Origin of the sequence: Nocardia sp. NBC_01329 (assembly GCF_035956715.1) — a bacterium.
In the GTDB taxonomy this organism is placed as follows: Bacteria; Actinomycetota; Actinomycetes; order Mycobacteriales; family Mycobacteriaceae; genus Nocardia.
The window spans coordinates 1,224,635-1,245,590 of record NZ_CP108381.1; the positions used below are offsets into that span (position 1 = coordinate 1,224,635).

Annotated in this window: 12 protein-coding genes; 11 read left to right on the forward strand and 1 reads right to left on the reverse strand. The window is 68.6% G+C overall.

Going from position 1 to position 20,956, the window contains the following annotated elements; all coding sequences use genetic code 11:
• Positions 1 to 35: 35 nt before the first annotated feature.
• The 9 genes from OG405_RS05790 to OG405_RS05830 all read left to right on the forward strand — a co-directional run bounded on the left by OG405_RS05790 (position 36) and on the right by OG405_RS05830 (position 18,527).
• Positions 36 to 3,962 carry a non-ribosomal peptide synthetase gene (locus tag OG405_RS05790; protein WP_327150590.1) on the forward strand — a complete coding sequence of 1,309 codons (3,927 nt, stop codon included), beginning with the start codon at positions 36 to 38 and terminating at the stop codon, positions 3,960 to 3,962.
• Positions 3,949 to 4,443: an OsmC family protein gene (locus OG405_RS05795; protein WP_327150591.1), complete on the forward strand. Its 495-nt coding sequence runs from the start codon at positions 3,949 to 3,951 to the stop codon at positions 4,441 to 4,443. Before OG405_RS05790 ends, OG405_RS05795 begins: the two co-directional genes overlap by 14 nt.
• The gene (locus OG405_RS05800; protein WP_327150592.1) at positions 4,440 to 11,693 is read left to right on the forward strand and encodes a polyketide synthase; all 7,254 of its coding nucleotides are present in this window, start codon (positions 4,440 to 4,442) and stop codon (positions 11,691 to 11,693) included. The genes OG405_RS05795 and OG405_RS05800 overlap by 4 nt, the downstream gene beginning before the upstream one ends.
• Positions 11,690 to 12,412, forward strand: coding sequence for a class I SAM-dependent methyltransferase (locus tag OG405_RS05805; RefSeq protein ID WP_327150593.1), 723 nt, complete (start codon positions 11,690 to 11,692; stop codon positions 12,410 to 12,412). Before OG405_RS05800 ends, OG405_RS05805 begins: the two co-directional genes overlap by 4 nt.
• A gap of 71 nt (positions 12,413 to 12,483) precedes the next feature.
• Positions 12,484 to 13,689 carry a 3-hydroxy-9,10-secoandrosta-1,3,5(10)-triene-9,17-dione monooxygenase oxygenase subunit gene (gene hsaA, locus OG405_RS05810; RefSeq protein ID WP_327150594.1) on the forward strand — a complete coding sequence of 402 codons (1,206 nt, stop codon included), beginning with the start codon at positions 12,484 to 12,486 and terminating at the stop codon, positions 13,687 to 13,689.
• Positions 13,686 to 15,032: a class I SAM-dependent methyltransferase gene (locus OG405_RS05815; RefSeq protein WP_327150595.1), complete on the forward strand. Its 1,347-nt coding sequence runs from the start codon at positions 13,686 to 13,688 to the stop codon at positions 15,030 to 15,032. The genes hsaA and OG405_RS05815 overlap by 4 nt, the downstream gene beginning before the upstream one ends.
• Positions 15,029 to 16,417, forward strand: a complete 1,389-nt coding sequence (locus tag OG405_RS05820) for an FAD-binding oxidoreductase (protein ID WP_327150596.1) — start codon at positions 15,029 to 15,031, stop codon at positions 16,415 to 16,417. Before OG405_RS05815 ends, OG405_RS05820 begins: the two co-directional genes overlap by 4 nt.
• Complete coding sequence (locus OG405_RS05825; protein ID WP_327150597.1) at positions 16,414 to 17,535, forward strand: class I SAM-dependent methyltransferase; 1,122 nt, start codon at positions 16,414 to 16,416, stop codon at positions 17,533 to 17,535. The genes OG405_RS05820 and OG405_RS05825 overlap by 4 nt, the downstream gene beginning before the upstream one ends.
• Positions 17,536 to 17,552: 17 nt before the next feature.
• Positions 17,553 to 18,527 (forward strand): fused (3R)-hydroxyacyl-ACP dehydratase subunits HadA/HadB, encoded by a 975-nt coding sequence (locus OG405_RS05830; RefSeq protein WP_327150598.1) that lies wholly within the window; start codon positions 17,553 to 17,555, stop codon positions 18,525 to 18,527.
• Positions 18,528 to 18,694: 167 nt separating this feature from the next.
• Here the strand turns inward: OG405_RS05830 and OG405_RS05835 are convergent, their stop codons facing one another.
• Positions 18,695 to 19,174 (reverse strand): GbsR/MarR family transcriptional regulator, encoded by a 480-nt coding sequence (locus OG405_RS05835; protein ID WP_442790667.1) that lies wholly within the window; start codon positions 19,172 to 19,174, stop codon positions 18,695 to 18,697.
• Positions 19,175 to 19,248: 74 nt separating this feature from the next.
• Here OG405_RS05835 and OG405_RS05840 point away from each other — a divergent pair, with 74 nt between their 5' ends.
• Both OG405_RS05840 and OG405_RS05845 read left to right on the forward strand, forming a co-directional pair.
• Positions 19,249 to 20,148, forward strand: a complete 900-nt coding sequence (locus OG405_RS05840; RefSeq protein WP_327150599.1) for an ABC transporter ATP-binding protein — start codon at positions 19,249 to 19,251, stop codon at positions 20,146 to 20,148.
• The gene (locus tag OG405_RS05845; RefSeq protein WP_327150600.1) at positions 20,138 to 20,932 is read left to right on the forward strand and encodes an ABC transporter permease subunit; all 795 of its coding nucleotides are present in this window, start codon (positions 20,138 to 20,140) and stop codon (positions 20,930 to 20,932) included. Before OG405_RS05840 ends, OG405_RS05845 begins: the two co-directional genes overlap by 11 nt.
• Positions 20,933 to 20,956 lie beyond the last annotated feature (24 nt).

Sequence of the window (20,956 nt, forward strand, 5' to 3'; positions counted from 1 at the left end):
GTAAGCGCGTTGAGTTCGCCGAGCAAGGGCTGGAGATGCCGACAACAGAAGATGAAGTGCGGCGATGCGCCGCGACAGTTCTGGGGATGGATGCGGACGGCATCACGGGCCACCTTCCGTTGCAGGAATACGGGTTGGACTCTTTCCTCGCGGCGCGTCTGCACCTGCGTCTGGCCGAGCGGACGGGAATCCGGGTACCACTGGAGTCTTTCGTGGGAGCCACCGTCGGGTCGCTGGCCGCGGAGGTCGACAAGCGCCGCGACGGCGCGGGGACCGTGCAGCCCGAGATCGGCGTCGCGGTGTCAGCTCCGGCAACCGAGTCGGTGACGGAGGAGGAATTGACCGCCATCCAGGCCTCGTACTGGGTGGGCCGGGAAGCGGGTATGCCGCTCGGCGGGGTCGCCACCTTCTATTACTTCGAATACGACCGCGATCCCGCCCGTTTCGTCACCGCGGACCCGCACGCCGAGATCGCCGCGCTGGAAGCGGCATGGAACCACGTGGTGGCCCGGCACGATATGTTGCGCGCTGTCGTCACCGACGACGGTCGTCAGCGGGTACTGCCACCGGGACAGCGGTACCGGATCGGGGTCGGCGATCTGCGCGGCTCCGCCGACGACGCCGCCGCGGCGCTGGCCCTGTTACGGGATGAGAAGTCCCATCAGGTCCGCGATTGCGCGGCATGGCCCCTCTACGACATCCACGCGACGATCCTGCCGTCCGGTGCGCTGCGGCTGTTCATCGGCTTCGACATCATCGTGCTCGATATGGCGAGTTGGAACCAGCTCATGTGGGAGTGGGGTGAGCTGGTGGCCGACCCCGAGCTCGTCCTCCCACGCCCTTCGACGTCGTTCCTGCGAATTCTGCGTGATCGTCGCGGCACCGACGAATCGCGTCGCCGGCGCGATCGCCTGTACTGGCAGGAACGTCTGCCGGCGTTGCCGCCGGGACCACGACTGCCCTATGCCGTGGCCCCGGAGACCATCCACCGCGCTCGCTTCCGCCGGCACGAGGCGCGATTGGCGCCGGAGCACTGGTCAGCGCTCGGCACGGCCGCGAAAAAGCGCGGTCTCAGCCCCACGGCGGTGCTGCTCGCGGCCTTCGGGGTCACGTTGACGCGGTGGGGAGCCGACGAAGCGTTCTGCCTGAACACCACGCTCTTCGATCGCCCCGACAGTGTGGAGGCCGAGGGAGTCGTCGGAGATTTCAGCACCACCGCGCTGGTCGAGATCCCCGAGGTGAACCCCGGAGAGTGGCAGGGCTTCGCCGAGTTCGCCCGGCGAGTCAATTCACGCTTCTGGGCCGACCTGGAGCATCGCTCGTACAGCGGCGTCGAGGTGCAGCGCGAGCAGGCCGCCGACCTCACCCCGCGCTACCCCGTCGTATTCACCAGCGGTGTCGGGCTCGGTAGACCCGACGGCCCGGCCGCGGGCTGGTTGGGTGACGAGACGTTCGGGGTATCGCAGACACCGCAGGTCACCCTCGATCACATCGTCTGGGACGAAGCGGGCGGGCTGCGACTGGCCTGGGATGCCGTCACCGAGGCATTCCCACCGGATTTCGTCACGCGGATGCTCTCCGCCCACGAACGCCTGCTGCGGCGACTGGCCGAGGACGAGGATGCTTGGGACACAGTCGACCTCGGCTGGAACCCCCACTTCGAAGGGGTGCGAGCACTGCCGGACGGTCTCGGGACAGGGCTGCTCGTACAACCGCAGCACCACCGGACCGCGCTGCGGCCGGATGCCACCGCGGTGGTGACCACCGCGGGATCGCTCACCCACGGTGAGCTGGCTGCCCGGGCGCGCGCGGTAGCGGGCAGGCTCCTCGCAGCCGGTATACGTCCGCACGATCGAGTGGCCGTCGTCGCGGCGAAGTCCGCAGAACAGATTGCCGCCGTGTACGGGACATTGTGGGCGGGAGCAGTGTTCGTGCCGGTCGAACCGGACTGGCCCGCCACGCGGATCGCCTCGGTCTGTCGCCGGGCCGGAATCGCGCACGCCCTGGTCTCCGGCGTCGTGGAGCTTCCCGAGGGCGTCAGGGTCCATCCGATCGACGACCTGCCCGCGGCGGTCACCGTCGCCGAACCCATAGCCGTCGCGGACAGTGATCTGGCCTATGTCATCTTCACCTCCGGATCCACGGGGGAGCCGAAGGGTGTCGCGATCGAGCATCGTGCGGCACGGACCACGATCGACGATATCAACGACCGCTTCGGTATCGGCCCGGACGACCGGGTCCTGGCACTGTCGGCGCTCAGCTTCGACCTATCGGTGTACGACCTGTTCGGTGTGCTCGGGGCCGGAGGGGCGCTGGTGCTTCCGGACGCCGACCGGCTGCGCGACCCCGGCCACTGGTGCGAGCTGGTGGGCGCCCATCGCGTGACGGTGTGGAATACCGCACCGGCGCTCGCCGAGATGCTCGTCGAGTACGCCGAGGCCGATCCCGCTGCTGCGGCGCGGCTGAGCTCGCTGCGGGTGCTCCTGCTGTCCGGTGACTGGATACCGCTGTCGTTGCCCGAGCGGCTCCGCGCGGTGATCGGCGATCACGTGCGAGTGATCAGCCTCGGCGGTGCGACCGAGGCCGCCATCTGGTCCATCTGTCACCCGGTGCAGGAGGTGCGGTCCGAATGGACGAGTGTGCCGTACGGCAGGGCGTTGCGTGAGCAGTTCTTCCTGATCCTCGACGAAGAAGGGCACCCCTGCCCCGTAGGTGTCCCCGGCGAATTGCACATCGGCGGTGCGGGGCTGGCCCGCGGGTACGTCGGTGACGACGAGCAGACCGCCCAGCGGTTCATCCACCACCCGCGGCTGGACCGGCGGCTGTATCGCACCGGTGACCTCGGCAAGTGGCGGCCGGACGGAACCATCGAGTTCCTCGGCCGCGTCGACCGGCAGGTGAAAGTGCGCGGCCACCGCATCGAACTCGGCGAAATCGAGGCCGCGCTCGCCCGGCATCCGGCAGTGCGCCGATCGGTGGCCGCCGCGGTGCCGGGGGCGGACGACCGGCCGCAATTGGTCGCCTACCTGGTCGCCGGTGAAACTCCCTTCGATACAACGGAACTCGCCGAGCACACCGCACGTCTGCTACCGCGTTATATGGTGCCGTCCCGCTGGGTGACGGTCGAGGCACTGCCCTTGACCTCGAACGGAAAAGTCGATCACTCCCGGCTACCGAATCCCTTCCGGCGGTCCGGCGTAGAACAAGAGCCCGAATCACCGGACCGGTCCCGTCCGGATACACGGGAGACGACCCTCGACGGTGGGCCGATGCCCCCGCGCATCGCACCGGAAATGCAGGGGGCGGTGCACTCGAGAGTTCCCGTCGACACTGCGGTCACCCGGAACGCCGGCTCCAGAGGTTTCGCGGACACTCCCGGCATCGCCGCCGATTCGACGAACCCAACCGGCGACCACTGGCTGTTGTATGCGGCGCGCGAAGCGGAAGCACTGGGGCTGACTGTCACCTTGCGCCTGGAAGCGGTCGACGGGGCTACCGCCACTGTCGCCGGCGACTGGGTACGCCGGCTGCACACGGCAGCCACGGCGCACGGGGTGATCGCCGAGGCGCAGGTGGGGGACACCGCCGAGCTCGTTCTGCGCCCTCCGACGACCCCGGTTTCGGCCGACCGTGTCCGGATCGAATCCACGGTCACCCAGGTCTTCACCGAGCTGCTCGATTCCGAGCCGGCGACGACCACGCCGTTCCACGATCTGGGCGCCACCTCTCTCACGCTGGTCCGTGCTCACCGCAAGCTGCGGACACTCACCCCGCTGCTGACGGTGCCGGACATCTTCCGGCTCGGCACGATCCGGCGATTGGTGGACTGGATCGTCGAACACACCGCGCCGGACACCCCAGCGCGCGAGACCGTGACCATCGATCTCACCGGCGCCGCGGCCCGCGGACGCCGCCGGCGCGCACACCGATCGAATGCGAGGCTCGCCGATGTCGTTCACTGACACCGTGCACCGGTTGCGCGCCGCCACAGCACGCGCGGCCGACCGCAGACAACGGTTCAGCGCCCGGACCGAACACCGGCCGGGCACCCCTACCGAAATGCGGGTACGCGTCGGCCGGCACACGTTCGTGGTCGACGAACCCGTCCCGGCCGGAGGTACCGACGCCGGACCCGACCCGATCGGGTTGGCGTTGGCCGCACTCGGCGCCTGCCAGGCCGTGACCTATCGGTTCCACGCGGCGCGCCTGGGCATCGAGATCACCGCGCTCGCGGTGGATGTCGAGGCCGATGTGGACCTCGGTGGCGTGTTCGGGCTCACCGACCCGGCACAGCCCGAACGTATCCGGGTCCGCGCCAGGCTGGCCGGGCCCGACCCTACCCGTTATCGCGAGCTGCATCGGCTCGTCGAAGCGTCCTGCCCGGTACTGGCCATGACACGGGGCCGGTTGATCGTGGACTCGGAACTGGAGATCGAATCGTGAACGACGACAATGCCATCGCCGTGGTCGGGATGGCCTGCCGATTCCCGGATGCACCGGACCTCGCCGCGTATTGGGACCTGATCGCTTCGGGACGGGAGGGTTTGACCAGGTTCGACGATGCCGAGCTCGTGGCTCGGGGAGTGCCCGACGACCTGCGCGAGCACCGTAACTATGTCCCGGTCGGGGCGGTCATCGACGGCCAGGACCACTTCGACCCGGAGCACTTCGGCGTCGTCGGCCACGATGCCGCGCTGATGGATCCGCAATTGCGTCTACTGCTGGAATGCGCGTGGGACGCACTGGGCGACGCCGGTCACCGCGGTGGCGCGGGACCGGGCGCGGTCGGTGTCTTCACCGGGGCCTCCCGTAGCGACTACCTCGAACACAACCTCGTCGCGTATCGGACCGGCGCCGAGCGGGACCCGCTGGGTCGCCTCCAGGCGGAGACGGGTAACCTCACCGACTACTTTCCGCAGCAGATCGCCTACCGTCTCGGGCTGACCGGCCCGGCAGTAGCCGTGCAGGCCACCTGCGCGACCTCGTTGGTGGCGGTGCACGTGGCCGCGCAGGCGCTGCTGGGGGAAGAGTGCGATATCGCGCTGGCCGGGGGCGCCTCGCTGATCGTTCCGCAGGGGCGTGGTTATCTGCACGTGCCCGAGGCGATCTTCTCCGCGGATGGGCACACCCGGGCGTTCGGGGCGGACGGCACCGGGATGGTGCACAGCCAGGGCGTCGGCATGGTGGTGCTGCGCCGCCTCGCGGATGCCCTCGCCGACGGCGACCCCGTCTATGCGGTGATCCGGGGCAGCGCGGTGAACCACGACGGCGGCGGTAAGGCGGGTTTCACCGCACCCTCGGCCGCGGGTCAGGCGCGAGCTGTCGCCGAGGCGCTGGCGGTCGCCGATATCGGAATCGATGCCGTCGATCTCATCGAGGCGCACGGGACGGCGACCGCGCTGGGCGATCAGATCGAATTATCCGCGCTGGCAGCGGTTTTCGGTGAGCGGACAGCGGCGGAACCGATCGCCTTGGGGTCGGTGAAGAGCAATATCGGCCACACCAACAGTGCGGCCGGTATCGCATCCCTGATCAAAACGGTGCTGGCGCTGTGGCACCGACGACTCCCGGCGACATTGCACGCCCGTCCGGCTCATCCGGAGCTGGAACGCCTCCGCGGGCTTCTCGAGCCTGTCGAGCAGACCCGGGACTGGCCGGAACGCGACGGCACCCGGATCGCCGGAGTCAGTTCGTTCGGCATCGGTGGCGTCAACTGCCATATCGTCCTCGAACACGGTCCCGGCCAGGACGGACAAGGCCAGGACGACACGCGCGCCCAGCTGCTGCTCGTCTCGGCCGCCGGGGAAGACGCTTGTCGCGCCCAGCTCGACCACGCTGTCACCGTCGCGGCGGCGGAGCGAGCCGACTACGCCTACACGGCCTCGAGCGGCCGACATCCGGATTCCGGTTGGCGGGGAGCCGCCCTACTGACGGACATACCCGCCGGCCCCCACCCGGCTGCCGTCGGCCAGGTACCGGACGGCCGGCCCGATATCGTCTTCGCTTTCCCCGGCGCGGGCGCGCAGTACCCGGGAATGGGTGCCGGTCTCTACCGTGACGAGCCGGTCTTCGCCGAGTGGATCGATCGGTGCGCCGAAGCCGTGCGGCCGGTGCTGGACTACGACATCCGCGAGATCGTCACCGGCCGTGCTGACCGGCGCGATGCCGACGATATCCGCTACGGTCAGCCCGCTTTGTTCGCCGTATCTCTGGCGACCGCGGCGACCTTGCGCGGTCACGGGATCGAACCGGACGCTGTGGTAGGCCACAGCCTGGGCGAATACGCGGCCGCGGTGGTCGCGGGTGTCCTCGATCCGGCCGACGCCGCCCACCTGGTGGCGGTGCGGTCGCTGGCGTTGGCCGCGGCGGCACCCGGTGCGATGCTGGCTGTCGCGCTCGCCGAGGAGGATCTGCGTACCGCGCTGACCCGCTATCCGGAACTCGCGCTGGCCGCGGTGAACGGGCCGACCGCGTGCGTTGTCTCCGGTCCCGTCGCGATGATCGACGCGTTCGCCACGGCGCTGGGGCGTGCCGCGATCCAGTGCAGCAGGTTGCGCGTCGACGCGGCGCTGCATTCACCGGCGGTGGCCGCCGCGGTCGAACCGCTGCGGGCGGCAGCCGCGTCCGTCGCGTTCGCACCGGCCACGCTGCCGCTCTACAGCACGGTGACCGGTCAGCGGGCCCATACGCTCGACAGCGCACACTTCACCCGGCATCTGCGGGAGCCGGTCCTGTTCGCCTCCGCCCTGCGGGCCGCCACGACCGCGGCCTCTACCAGCGTCGTCCAGGTAGGCCCCGGCAGCGCACTCGCCGCGCTCACACGGCGCAACGAACTTCCCCGGCTGGCCAGGACGCTGACCACGCTGCCGGATGCCGGGGAGGGAACCGGATCGGACCGCGCGGTCATGCTCTCGGCGATCGGACAGCTGTGGTGTGACGGAGCGGATGTCGATGTGGCGGCGCTACACCGCCGGCGCCGGCGCGTTCGCCTGCCGGGCTATCCCTTCCAGCGCCGCCGTATCTGGATCGACCCGCCCACTGCCACCGAGCTGGCACCTGCCGGCCGTGGCGACCTCGCCGACACCACTGCCGCGCCGCCGACAGAGATCGTGACCGCCTCCGCACCGGATATCCGGCCCGACCTCGCGACGGTGGGCGCCCGAGCTTCGGACACCGCCGGGCACGAGCACACCCCACGGCCGACCATCTCCGCGCTGCCGGTAACGAACGGCGCCACGGCGGCCGCGGATCACGGCGACGTGAAAGAGCTCGTCGCCCGCGCGGATTTCGCGATGCCGGAGGAGGATGCCGTCGCCGCGCTGTGGGCGGAGACGCTCGGTGAGACGGTGGCTACCCCCGAGGCCGATTTCTTCGCGCTCGGCGGCACCTCGATGCTCGCCACCCGCATGCTGGACATTCTCAACGAGCGCGAACACACCGATATCCGGATGCGTGAATTGCTTTCGCACTCGACCGTGGCGGACTTCGCCACGTTGTTACGGGACCGTCGACCCGCTACGGCAGCCGGAACCGGATCACCGGTGCCCGCGGCGACAAGCGTCGATATTCCGGTGCCCGAGGCCCCCGCTATCCCGGTTGCCGAGGACCCGACGTTCCCGCTCACCCGGGTACAGCACGCGTACTGGGTGGGGCGGTCGGGCGCATTCGGCCTGAGCGACGTGTCATGCCATATCTATCTCGAATACGACTGCACGGATCTCGACCTGGGCCGCTACGAGCAGGCGTGGAACCGGGTGATCCAGCGGCACGAGATGTTGCGCGCCGTGGTCACCGAGGACGGCAGGAATCGGATTCTGCCCGAAGTGCCCGATTTCCGGATCCGCCGGCACGACCTCACCACCTCGGCTCAGGAAGCACGGGAAGACACGCTCGCCGAGTTGCGGCGTCGGCTGTCGCACCGGGTGCACCGGCCCGACCGCTGGCCTCTGTTCGATGTGCGGGCCGCAGTCCTGGACTCCACCACCACCCGGTTGTTCATCGGCCTCGACGCGCTGATCTGCGATGCGGGTAGCTTCCTCGTCCTCGATCGCGACCTACGGATGTACTACACCGATCCGGCCTCGGTGCTGCTGCCGCCGCTGCCGACCCGGTTCACCGACTACGTGGCACATACCGAGGCCCGCGCCGATTCGGCCGACCGGCGCCGGGCGGCCGCGTACTGGCAGGAACGGATGGCCGAGTTGCCCGGCCCGCCGAACCTGCCGACGCGTACGCGCACCCAGACCCAGCCCTGGTTCGGCCGGCGGGAGGCCCGGCTCGCTCCCGCGCAATGGCAGCGGCTGCGCAGCCTGGCCGCCGAAAACGGTGTGACTCCGTCCGCCGTGCTGCTCACCGCTTACGCGGATGTGCTCGCCGCCTGGGCCGGGGACGACCGGTTCACCCTGGCCCTGACACTGATAGACCGGCCGGTGGCCCTGCCCGGTATCGACTCCGCGGTCGGCGACTTCACCACCCTGCTGGCCCACGAGGTGGACCGCGCCGGTGCGGGGTCGTTCACCGAACGCGCTGCGCGCACCCAGCGGCAGCTGTTCGACGATATCGATCACCGCGAATACTCGGCCCTGGATGTGCTGGCCGAACTGTCCACCCGCACCGGGCAGCGACGGCTGCTGCCGGTCGTGTTCACCAGCGCCCTCGACGTGGTCGAACTGGTCGGCGGTGCACCCGATCTGGAGTGGGCCGGCCGGATCGTGCACGGAGTGAGCCAAACTCCGCAGGTGTGGCTCGACCACCAGGCGTTCGTGCACGCCGACGGCCTGCAATTGCAGTGGGATGTGCTCGAAACCGTGCTCGATCCCGTGGCGGCCGATACCGCGTTCGCCTCCTACGTGGAGTGGTTGCGCCGACTCGTCGCGGATCCGCAGGCGTGGACCGCCGCCGACGCCGGGGCCGCCCGAACGGGCCAGGACGAAGAGGTCACCGAGGTCGTCGGTGACATCTGGAATCAGGTGCTCGGCCTGGAATCCGGAGCGGTGCGCCCCGACTCCACTTTCGTGAGCCTGGGCGGTGACTCGGTGCTGGCGGTCCGGATGGCCACCATGGTCCGCGCCAGGCTCGGTGTCGCGGTCCCGGTGGCGGATCTCGTGGGTGATCTGTCCTTCGCCGAACTCGCGGTACTGATCGACGAACGCCGCGCCGGTATCACGGCTGCCGCCGTCGAACTGGCCCGTCAAGAGGATCCGAGCGCGCCGTTCCCGCTGACTCCCTTGCAGCAGGCGTATTGGGTGGGCCAGCAGCACGGGTACGCCCTCAGCTACGACTCGGCACACAACTATGTCGATTTCCGGCTCTCGGGTATCGATCCCACCCTCTTGGACACGGCGGTGCGTCGGCAGGTGGAGCGCCAGCCCATGCTCCGGGCGATCCTGCTTCCCGACGGTACCCAGCAGGTACTGCCGGACGATGATCCGCGACTGTCCGCGCTGCCCATCACGCATCTCGATATGCGTGATGCGAGCACCGGCGAGATCGATCGGCAACTGGCCCGTATCCGGGCCGCCCTGCAGCGTAGCGGTCCGCGGATGGATCCGTGGCCGTTCGCCGTGACCGCCGTCCGGTTACCCGGTGACGAGCTGAGCCTGCATATCGTGTGCAGTCTGCTCGTGGCCGACGGGTGGTCGGTGCAGTTGATGTTCACCGAGCTGTTCACCTATCTCGACGATCCGAACACGGTACTTCCACCACTGACCGCCCACTTCGGCGACTATGTCGAGACCATCGCGCGCCAGCGCGACGAGCCCGAGTGGCAGGCACAGCGCGAGTGGTGGTGGGAACGGATCGACGATCTGCCCCCGGCTCCTGCCCTGCCCTTCGCGGTGCCGTTCGACCAGGTGCGTCCGGAGGCACTGGAACGCCGGGAATTCCGGGTGACCGGTGAGCAGATGGCGGTCCTGCGCACACACTGCGCCGAATACAACATCACACCGACGGCCGCCTTCGCCACCTGCTGGACCCTGGCCTTGGCCCGGCTCGCCGGGCACCGCCGGTTCCTGCTGAATGTGCTGTACCTCAACCGGCTGCACCTGCCCCGCGATCTCGATCACGCCATCGGTCCCTACGCGGGTACCGTGCTGCTCGATATCGCCCTGCCCGAGCGGCCGACGTTCCTCGACGCTGCCCGGCATGTGCAGGAAGCCACCGCCACGATGCTCGACCATGGGCAGGTCGCCGGTGTCGAGGTACTGCGGGAACTCGCCCGGCGCCGACGCGATACCGCCCCGCAGGCACCGGTCGTCTTCCACAGCACCCTCGGGCTGCACCCACCGGGTGGCACCCCGGACACGGTCGAGGTCCGCCAGTTCTACCAGCGCGTGCGCACACCGCAGGTCGCCCTGGATGTGCAGGTCTTCCAATGGGATTGGGACGATTCGGTGGCGGTGAATCTGGACGCCGTCGCGGAACTGTTCCCACCGGGCGTGCTCGACACACTGTTCGCGGACGTGTGCGACAGCGTGACCGCGCTCGTCGAACGGCCGGACACCTGGATGGCACAAGTAGACGTGCCTCAGATCGAACAACCAGCTCGGCGCGGTGACGACCCTGTTGTGGCTCGGGTCGGTGGTGCGCCCGCGACCGGCACCGAACGGGCCATCGCCGAACTCTGGCAGCGGATTGTCGATGTCGCCGGCGAAATCGACCGCGGCACCGACTTCTTCACCGTCGGAGGAGACTCCGTAAACGCCATCCGTATGCTCAACCGGCTGCGTGACGAACTGGGCCTGGTGGTGACGCCGCGCGAGTTCCTCGCCGATCCGACCTTGGCCGCCGTAGCTTCCGTGGCACGCCACGAGGCACCGCAACCGCCGGTCCTGCGTGACTGTCTGGTGCCGCTGCGCGACGGTACCGGCCGGCCGTTGTTCCTGATCCACCCCACCGGCGGCGATGTCCTCTGCTATCTCGACCTGGTACGGACGCTCGATACCCGCGGACCGGTGATCGGAGTCCAGGACCCGGAGCTCGCCGGAGCACCGGGCCCGGAAACCATCGCTGAAATGGCGCAGGTCTACGAAGCGGTGATACGTGCCGAGCAGCCGGCCGGCCCCTACCGCATAGGCGGCTGGTCGATGGGCGGAATCCTCGCCCATGAGGTAGCTCGGCGCTTGCGGGCCACTGGCGCGACGGTCGAGGCGCTCGTCCTGATCGACTCGAACATCGCCGACCGGATCCACCACGTCGACGGTGCCCGATTCTGGACGCGTTACCTCGGATCGCTCGCCGCATACCTGGATCTGGAGATCGGCATGGATATCGTCGATTCCGAGTTCGATCGCAGCCCCGACGAACAGCAACGCGCCGAAATCCGGAGAAGACTCGCGGCCGCCGGGCTCGTCGATCGCGCGAAGCCGGCCGACCAGCGGCTCAAGGAAGACATCTTCCGCCGGCATCTGCGGGCACTCGGCAGTCATCACACCGGGGACCTGGACGGTGTCGGACTCGAACTGTTGCTCGTGCGGGCCGATGTTCGGGCCCCGCACAACTCCGGCGTCGGGATGGGCGTCGACGACTGCGGTGACCTGTCGGACCTCGGGTGGGCCGCATACACCCGCGTCGCCATCGACAACCGGCCGGTTGCCGCGCACCACTACGCGCTGCTGCGGCCACCGGCCGTCGCCACGGTCGCCCACTTGATCTCGGAAATGCTGTCCGGCCTCGACGACTCGGAGACACCGTGACCGACGACTATGCCGCGGCCGCGGAGTTCTACGACCTCATGGCCACCCCTTATGTGGCCGCGGTAGAACCGGTGCTGACTCGACTGCTGTCCGAGGTGGACACGATCGCCGGCCCCGTGACCGATATCGGGGCGGGCACCGGACTGTCCACTGTGCTCGTCGCCGAGGCCCTGCCCGACGCCCGGATCGTGGCGGTCGAACCGGCGGCCGCGATGCGGGCGGTGCTGCTGTCGCGATTGGCTGCCCGCAGAGACCTGCGCGAACGGATCACCGTGCTACCGAGCGGGTTCCTCGAGACCCCGCTGCCGCAGCAGTGCGCGGCGGTGGTGGCACTCGGAGTGATCGGGCATTTCGATACCGCCACCCGTCCGCGGGTATGGGCCGCGATCGCCGGTGCGCTCGCCGCCGGCGGTGACGCGGTGGTCGAGGTGCAGCGCCCCGGCGGGGTCGACGCCTCACCGGAACGGCGCTACACCACCGCCCGGGCCGGTGACCTGCGTTACGAGGGCTGGAGCCGAGCCGATCCGGTGGACGCGGAGTCACTGATCTGGCGGATGACCTACCGCGCCTACCGAGGTGAAGAACTGATGCAGGAGGTCCACACCGAACACCACGTCTGGCCGGCGGACGCCGATCGGCTGACCGCCGAAGCACGCACAGCCGGACTTCGTCGGGTCGACCTCGATGAGGCGACCGGTCTGCTGCGGTTCACCCGCTGATACCTGCACCGGACCCCCGTACCCCGGAGCCGCAGCCGCTCCGGACCACTCGAGCTACAGAGGACAACGCAATGACCGATGACGCCACCACAGTGGTACTCGCCGCGGTCGGTGACCTGCTGCCGACCTTGAGCAAACGCGCACGCGACACCGAAGAGGCCCGGCGGATCCCGGCCGAAACCCTCACCGAGCTGACCGCCACCGGGTTCTTCGGCCTGCTCCGGCCCGAACGGCAAGGTGGGTACCAAGCGCACCCGGCCCACTTCTACACCGCGGTCACCGACCTGGCCTCGGCCTGCGGTTCCACCGGATGGGTGGCCGCGGTTCTCGGTGTCTCCCAGTGGAATCTGGCGCTCTTCGACGTCCGTGCCCAGGACGACGTCTGGAGCGCCGGCCCCGATACACCGATCTGCTCCTCGTACGCCATGACCGGCACCGCCGTTCCCGTCGAGGGCGGCTACCGGCTCCGCGGCAGCTGGGGGTTCGCCTCCGGGTGTGACCACGCCCGATGGGCACTGCTGGGCGCCCGGGTGATCGTCGACGGGGAACCGGTGGACTCGGGTACCTTCCTCGTGCCCGCCGACGACTACACCATCACCGATGTGTGGCAGGCCATCGGACTGCGTGGCACCGGAAGCAACGATATCGTCGTCGACGATATTTTCGTGCCCACCCACCGGATGCTCGGCTCCGACGCGGTCACCGCGTGCCGCACACCCGGACAGCAGTTCAACGGCGGCCCGCTGTACCGGATCCCGTTCGGCTGTCTGCACACCAGCGCTATCACCGCGGCCGTCGTGGGCATGGCTCGCGGCGGTTACCGGGCCCATCTCGAACAGCAACACGACCGCGTCCGCGCGGCCCTGCCCGGTGATGCGCGCAAGGATACCGGCTTCACCGGTGACGCCTTCCGGGACGACCCCGCCACGTTGGAACGGATCGCTTTCGCCGCCACCGAGATCGATGCGGCCTGGCGGCAACTGACACACAATATCGACGACCTACACCGCCTGGCCTCGGCGGAGCGACCGATCGGACCACGTGAGCGGCTACGGCTACGCCGCGATCAGGTTCGCGGCACCGAACGTGCCGTGGCCGCGATCGACCGGCTGTTCGAGAACTCCGGTGGTCGCGCGCTGCGACCCGACAGCACAGTCCAGCGTTTCTGGCGTGATGTGCACGCCGGACGCGCGCATGCGGCCAACGATCCCGAACGCGTCTACCGGATGTTCGCCGCGTCCGAGCTGGCAGCAGTGTCCGAGGCGCGGACCTCGTGACCGAACAGCTGATCTCCGTGCTCACTCGACACCCCTGGGTGGGTTCGGCGCAGTGGGACCGGAAGCACGGCGCTCTGATGGTCCGCCCGACCGCGGACGCAATGGCCGTGCGACCGGCTCCCGGGGCCCTTGTCACCGAGTACCTCGAGCACTGGCGACATGTCTATGAATTCGTGTACTCGTCCGACGAGCTGCGGCACGGCGACGACCTCGATCTCTCGGGTTGGCGGGCCTCCGATACCGGTGCGCCGTTCTCCCGTGAACACATGCTCGAATGGATCGAGCACGCCGTCGGACTCGTGCGTCGCGGGAACCCGCGTTTCGTTCTCGAAATCGGCTGCGGGAGCGGACTCCTGGTACACCGCCTGCACACGTTCACCCGAAGCTATGTGGGACTCGACCCGGCCGGACCCGTCGTGCAGCGGTTACGCGCCCGGCAGCTACCGAGCGTCTCGGTAGTGCAGGCAGCCGCGCACCACCTCACCGACGACCGCGTGACAGCCGCAGTGGGGCAGCTGGCTCCGCACGGCCGACCCGACTGCGTACTCCTCAACAGCGTCACCCAATGTTTCCCCGACGAGCGCTATCTCACCGCAGTGCTGGACGACGCGCTCGACCTGGTGGCGCCCGGCGGTACCGTCGTCATCGGCGATATCCGCAACCTCGCCACCGCCTATGATTTCGCCCGATGGCTGGAGCGGGCCCTCGGCCCCGGTCGCGCCGCCGAGGAGATCGACCGGTGCGCCGCGGCGCGCGTGGATGCCGATGAGGAATTGCTCTGTGATCCCCGGATCTTCGCCGACCTCGCCCGCCGGCACCCGCGATCGGTGCGGGTCGCCTATTACGCCAAGCCCATGCGAGCCGATACCGAACTCACCCGGTATCGGTACGACGTGGTGTTGACCGTCGATGCACCCTCGTCGGCGCCGGCCCGGACGATCCTGTGGCATGACCTGCCCGCCCGCGACACCGCCGGGCGGCTCCGCGCGCTCGCCGATTCGGTACGACGGGAAACGACCCTGGTCACCGGTATTCCGAACGCGCTGCTCGACTACGAATCCGCAGAAGCGGTCGAACCGGCGCGGGTCGCGGCGGTGCTCCCAACCGACTACGCGCTCCTCCTGGACTCCGCCGACGGCCGGCTGCTCGCGGCCGGCCGCCCCGAACACCAGCCGGACCCGACCGCCTGGCCCGACGATCCGCCGAACGCGTTCTGCAACGACCCGTTCGCGCGATATCTGCGACGCAGGATGCCGGAAGTGCTCACCGACTACCTCGAATTGCTCACCACCGCGCCGTCGCTCCCGCCCATTGCTGTCGTCCAGGAGTCCTCCGCCGCATGACCACCACCACACCTTCGAGCTATCTCACCGAACTCCGCTCCGCCTGCCGAGGCGCCGTCCTGACACCGGGCGATCCCGGCTACGACCGCGCCCGGCAGCGATGGAACTCGGCGATCGACCAACGACCGGCAGCGGTCGTCCGCTGCACCCGGGTACCGGACGTCCGGGCAGCCGTCACCACTGCCCAGCACCACGGGTTACCCGTCTCGGTACGTGGCGGCGGACACGAAGTCGCGCAGCATCCCGCAGCCGACGGCTCCCTGCTGCTGGACCTTTCGGGCCTGAAAACCGTCACCATCGACCCGTCCACCCGGCGAGCCGTCGTCGGGGCAGGTGTCACGTGGGCCGAATTCGACCGTGTCTGCCATCGTCACGGACTGGCCGTGACCGGAGCGGACGTATCCACGGTCGGCGTGGTCGGCTCCACGCTCTGCGGTGGCAGCGGCTGGCTCCAGCGCGTCGCCGGTTTCACCTGCGACAGTGTCCGCTCCGCGCAGGTCGTGCTGGCCGACGGACGCCTCGTGCACACGAGCGGCGACCACCATCCGGACCTGCTGTGGGCGCTTCGTGGTGGCGGCGGCAACTTCGGCATCGTGGTCGCGCTCGAGCTCGAGCTCTATCCGATCCGACAGGTGCACGCGGGCACGCTACTGTTCCGGCTCGACCGGGGACCCGGCATCTTCCGAACATTCCAGGAGCTGAGCGCCGAGGCGTCCGACGAAATGGCGCTGCGCGCCACTCTGCTGCACTGGCCACCCACCGCCCCGGAAGGACCGCCCATGGCCGCGGTCACCGTCGCCCACTTCGGCGCCCCCGACCGAGCGCGAACGGAACTGACAGCGCTGCGCCGATTGGGCGAGCCGGAACTCGACCTCATCCGCCCAGTGACCTATCCAGAGCTGCAACGCAACACCGAACAAGCGTTCCACGAAGGACACGGCACCGCGACCGGCACCGAGTGGCTCCGCGCATTCGACGATGATGCCGCCGACGCGCTCGTCGATCTCGCGGCGCGGATGCCGACTCCGTACTCACTGGTCTCGGTCCATCGACTCGGCGGCGCCCTGCAGCGTATGCCGGTGGACGCGACCGCGTTCGGCTACCACGACGCCGCCTACCACGCGGTCATGTTCTCCGGTGGTCCCGCCGGGACCGACCTCACCGCTTCCCGCGCCTGGATCGCCGAGGTGGTGGACGCGCTGCAAGCCTGCTCCGCAGGCGGTCCCTATATCGGAATCCTCGACGACACCGCCACACCCGAGCGTGTGCGCCGCGCCTACCACCCCGCGTCCTATCCCCGCTTGCGGCGGGTGAAGACCCGCTACGATCCCGAAAACACGTTCCGCTGCAATCACAACATCCCACCGTTGAACGAGGCACCGTGATCGGCGACGAGACACCGGCGATCGCCCGGCAGGCCGCCGAGTCGGTCGCGTATTTCGATGCCCGCCAGTGCCTCGCCGCCCGCGCGGACCTCGATTGGTTCGGTCTACGGGCCATGGCAGCAGTACTGCGCCCCGCGCTGTCCGGGCCGGAACCACGTACCGAGGAAGACCTGGTCGCCATGTTGGAGGTTGCGCCGCGGCACCGTTGGTTGCTGCGGCGCTGGCTCGCCCTGCTCAGCACGCACGGATGGCTGGAACACGAGGAGAACAGGGGATTCGCCTCGCTGCGGGCGGTACCCACACCTCAGCGACCGGATCTCGAGCGGGCCTGCGCCGATCTCGGCTTCCCCGCACAGCTCACGCGGTTCTTCGCCGAGGCCAACCGGCATGCGCTCGAGCTGCTGCAGGACCGGCTGCTGGCGCAGGAACTGTTGTTCCCCGACGGCGACCTCCTCACCGCCGAGGCGGCGTACCGGGACAACCCGGTGAATCAGTACCTCAACGCCGCGGCCGCCGGGGTCGTCACACGAGCGGTGGACGAACTCGCCGGTGATCGTCACCCGGTACGGATCCTCGAAATCGGTGCCGGGGTCGGCGGCACCACCGCGGATCTCCTCCCGCAACTCGACGGCCGCCCGGTGGAATACCACTTCACCGATGTGTCGTCGTTCTTCCTCGACGCCGCCCGTACCCGTTTCGCACATCACCCAGGGCTGCGGTTCGCTCTGCTGGACCTCAACGCCGAACTTCCACCGCCCCGATCCTTCGATATCGTGCTGGCCGCCAATGTGCTGCACAACGCCCACCACTGCCGAGCGGCCCTACGCCGGCTACGCGAGTTGCTCCGCCCCGGCGGACACCTACTGGTGATCGAGTCCTGCCGGGAACACCCCCAACTGCTGACCTCGATGCACTTCCTGATGTCACCTCGAACCGGGGGAGTACGCCCCGGCGTCGACGACGTGCGCGCGGGCTCCGACCGCATCTTCTTGACCGAATCGCAATGGCGGGCTGAACTCGTCGCCGCCGATCTCGCGCCCTGGCTCGTACTGCCCGGGCCGGAGCAGCCGCTTGCCGCGCACGGCCAGCGGATCTTCGCCGCCCGGACACCGCACTGACCCGAGGATTGCTCGCTATGCGCATTCACCCGACCGTCGGTCGCCGATACACCGCCACGGACCACTACGAAGTCGGTCGCGAGAAGATCCGCGACTTCGCCCGCGCCGTCCAGGATTTCCATCCGGCCCACTGGGCGGACACCGTGGCCCGCGACCTCGGGCACCCCGGGCTGCTCGCGCCGATCACCTTCGCCTCCGCGGTTACCTTCCCGGCGCATCGGAAGCTCATGCGCGCGGCGCTCGACGGCTACGATCCGGCGCACCTTCTCCACGTCGAGCAGGAAATCCACAGTAACCGCCCGGTGACGGCAGGCGACCGGCTGACGCACGGCATCACGGTGGACTCCCGCCGGTCCACGCCGGCAGGTGGTGAACTCATCGCGCTCACCACCACCATCCACGATGACACCGGAGCTGTCGTGCAAACCGTGCACACCACTCTCGCCGGCCGCGACCACGGCAGCTCGCCGACCGCGGAAGCGCTCGCCATGCTGGACCTTCCCGGACCCGAGACCATCCGGACTCCGCCGTCTCCGGAAGGCGCCGATGTCCGGCCGCGAGTGAGTGTCCGGCGCACCGTCGTGCCCGACCTCCGCCAAGGGCAGGAGTTCCCGCCGATAACAATGGGACTCACCCGCGGTGAACTCGTCCACTACGCGGGCGTCTCCGGCGATATCAATCCCATCCACTGGCACGATGCCGCCGCTCGGCATGCGGGCCTGGACGCCGTCGCCGCGCACGGAATGCTGACCATGGGACTCGGTGCGGCCTGTTTGAGTGAGTGGCTGGGTGCGGCGGACCGTGTCGTGGCCTACTACGTGCAATTCGCCAGACCGGTCGTGCTGGAAGCGCATCAGCCTGTGGATGTCACTTTTCGAGCAGTGGTCCGGTCCATCGATCCGGTGGCGATGCGTGCCATCATCTCACTGACTGCTCACTACTCCGATACACCTGCCTTCGGCGCTGCCTCGGCGACCGTCGGGCTGGTCTGACGACAGCGTCCGCGGTGCGACCTATACGTTTCCCGGCCGAGGTTGTCGACCCACTGTGCGCATCAACTGTTGTCGCTCAACCGGAGTAGGTTTCGCTGGTCGAGCGTGTGAGCGTAGTGGTCGATTCCCCGTCCGGCCACTTTCGGCGGGTTCAGGGGCCGATGTGGTCAACCCGGGGGGTGGTCGGCAGCATATTGCTCGCGCCATCGGTCGATGAGGGGGACGAGTTCGTTGAGCATGAAGGTGTAGAAGTCCTGCATCTCGTGCAGGCGGCGTGCGGTGACGGTGTCGGAGCCGGTGGCGTCGATACCTTCCTGCGCCGAGTCGCGCATTGTGGCCAGCATCGTGTTCTGCTGTGACATCAGCGCAGCCCAGGCTCCGGCGCGAAAGCGATAGTGGTCGCGTCGGCTGCCCGGCGCGGGTACCCGCTCGATCAGGCCGACCGGCATCAGATGTTTGATCGCGGTCGATACCGCCCCGGAGCTGATCGACAGCTCCGTGCAGAGGTCGGCGGCGGTCATTGTGTCCTGTTCGGTGTAGAGCAGTGCTGTCAGCACGCGCGCGGTCGACCGCTGCATCCCGCCGCCCGCCGAGAGTGTCAATGCCAACTTCTCCGCGGCTTCCCGCAATCGCTCGTTGGTTCCCATGCCCACGAAGGTATCAGAGGCTCCGAATCTTCTGAGTATTTACAAATCTCTGAAAGTTCGATACCTTCTGCCACATGGTGAAATCAATCGAGCTGAACGGGCTCACGAAGACCTACGGCTCGTCCCGAGGTCTGGTCGACCTGTCACTGTCGGTCGAACAAGGTGAGGTCTTCGGATACCTGGGGCCCAACGGTGCCGGGAAATCCACGACCATCCGCCTACTGCTCGACCTCATCCGCCCGACCGGTGGCACTGCGCGGATTCTCGGCCTGGACCCCCGCACCGACGCCGTCGAACTGCATGAGCGGATCGGCTATCTCGCCGGGGATTTCGTCGCGCCAGGGCGGCAGAAGGTCGGCGCGGCACTGCGCTTCCTCGCCGCGTTGCGCGGGGGAGCGGGCGCGGACCGGATCGACCTCCTGTGTGAGCGGCTGGAACTGGACCAGGGCAAACAGATCTCGGCGCTGTCGAAGGGCAATCGGCAGAAGGTCGGACTGGTGCAGGCATTCATGCACGAACCCGAACTGCTCATCCTCGACGAACCCACCTCGGGCCTGGACCCCCTGGCACAGCAGATCTTCCTCGACATGGTCGCCGAGGCCGCCGCGGCCGGGCAGACCGTATTCATGTCCAGTCACATCATGAGCGAGGTCGAAGCGGTCGCCGACCGCGTGGCCATCATCCGCGAGGGCCGTCTGGTCGCTCTCGACACTGTCGCCGGATTGCGTGCCGACGCCGTCCGCGACGTCGAAGTCACCTTTACCGGGCCCGTCGACCCCGCCGCGTTCACAGGGTTGGCCGGGGTTGCCGACTTGCAGATCGAGGGCTCGACCCTGCGCTGCCAGGTGACCGGCAGTCCCGACGCCCTGTTGCGCGCCTTGGCCGGGCATCGCGTCGCGGGACTGCTGGTTACCGAACCCGCCCTCGAAGACCTGTTCCACAGCTACTACACCGGAGAAGCCGATGCTGCCTGACATCTACACCCAGACCCTCGCCGACAACCGCCGCCCGCTGATGGCCTGGTCGATCGGCACCGCGGTAGTCGGCGTCATGTACGCCGCGTTCTACCCGCAGGTCGGCGGCAGCGGCGGGATGGCCGAAACCGTCCAGAACTACCCCGAAGCCATGCGGGAAGCACTGCGTATGCAGGACATCGGCTCGGCGGCAGGATATTTGGGTTCAACGGTTTTCGGTCTGCTGCTGCCGTTGCTGGTGATGGCGTTCGGCGTCACCTTCGGCGCCCGCGCCGTTGCCGGCGACGAGGAAACCGGCTACCTGGATCTGTTGCTCGCCCACCCGGTCGGCCGGACCAGGCTCGCGGTGGAGCGATTCGCCGGGCTGGTCAGCGGCGCCGCCGCCATCGCGATCCTGGTGTTCGCCGGCATGCTGGCGATCCGGTCCGGTGCAGATCTCGAATCGATCGGCGTCGCCGAGTTCGCTGCCCAGTGCGTTCAGTTGGCGCTGCTCGGAATCACCTTCGGCGCGCTGGCCATCGGATTGGGCGCCGCACTCGGCAACCGCGGCCAGGTGCTGGGCATATCCGTGGGAATCGGGGTGCTCACCTACATTGCCGGCAACCTCGCCGGGGTGATCGGCGCGGACTGGCTGAAATATTTCTCGCCGTTCCACTACTACATCGGCGGCGAACCCCTGCGCAACGGAATGCAGTGGGCCGATACCGCAATTCTGCTCGCGGTGAGTGTCGTCCTGGTGTCACTCGGATTCCTCCGGTTCAACCAGCGCGACCTGCGCTCCTGAAGCCGACCGCTCAGAGCCCCGCGG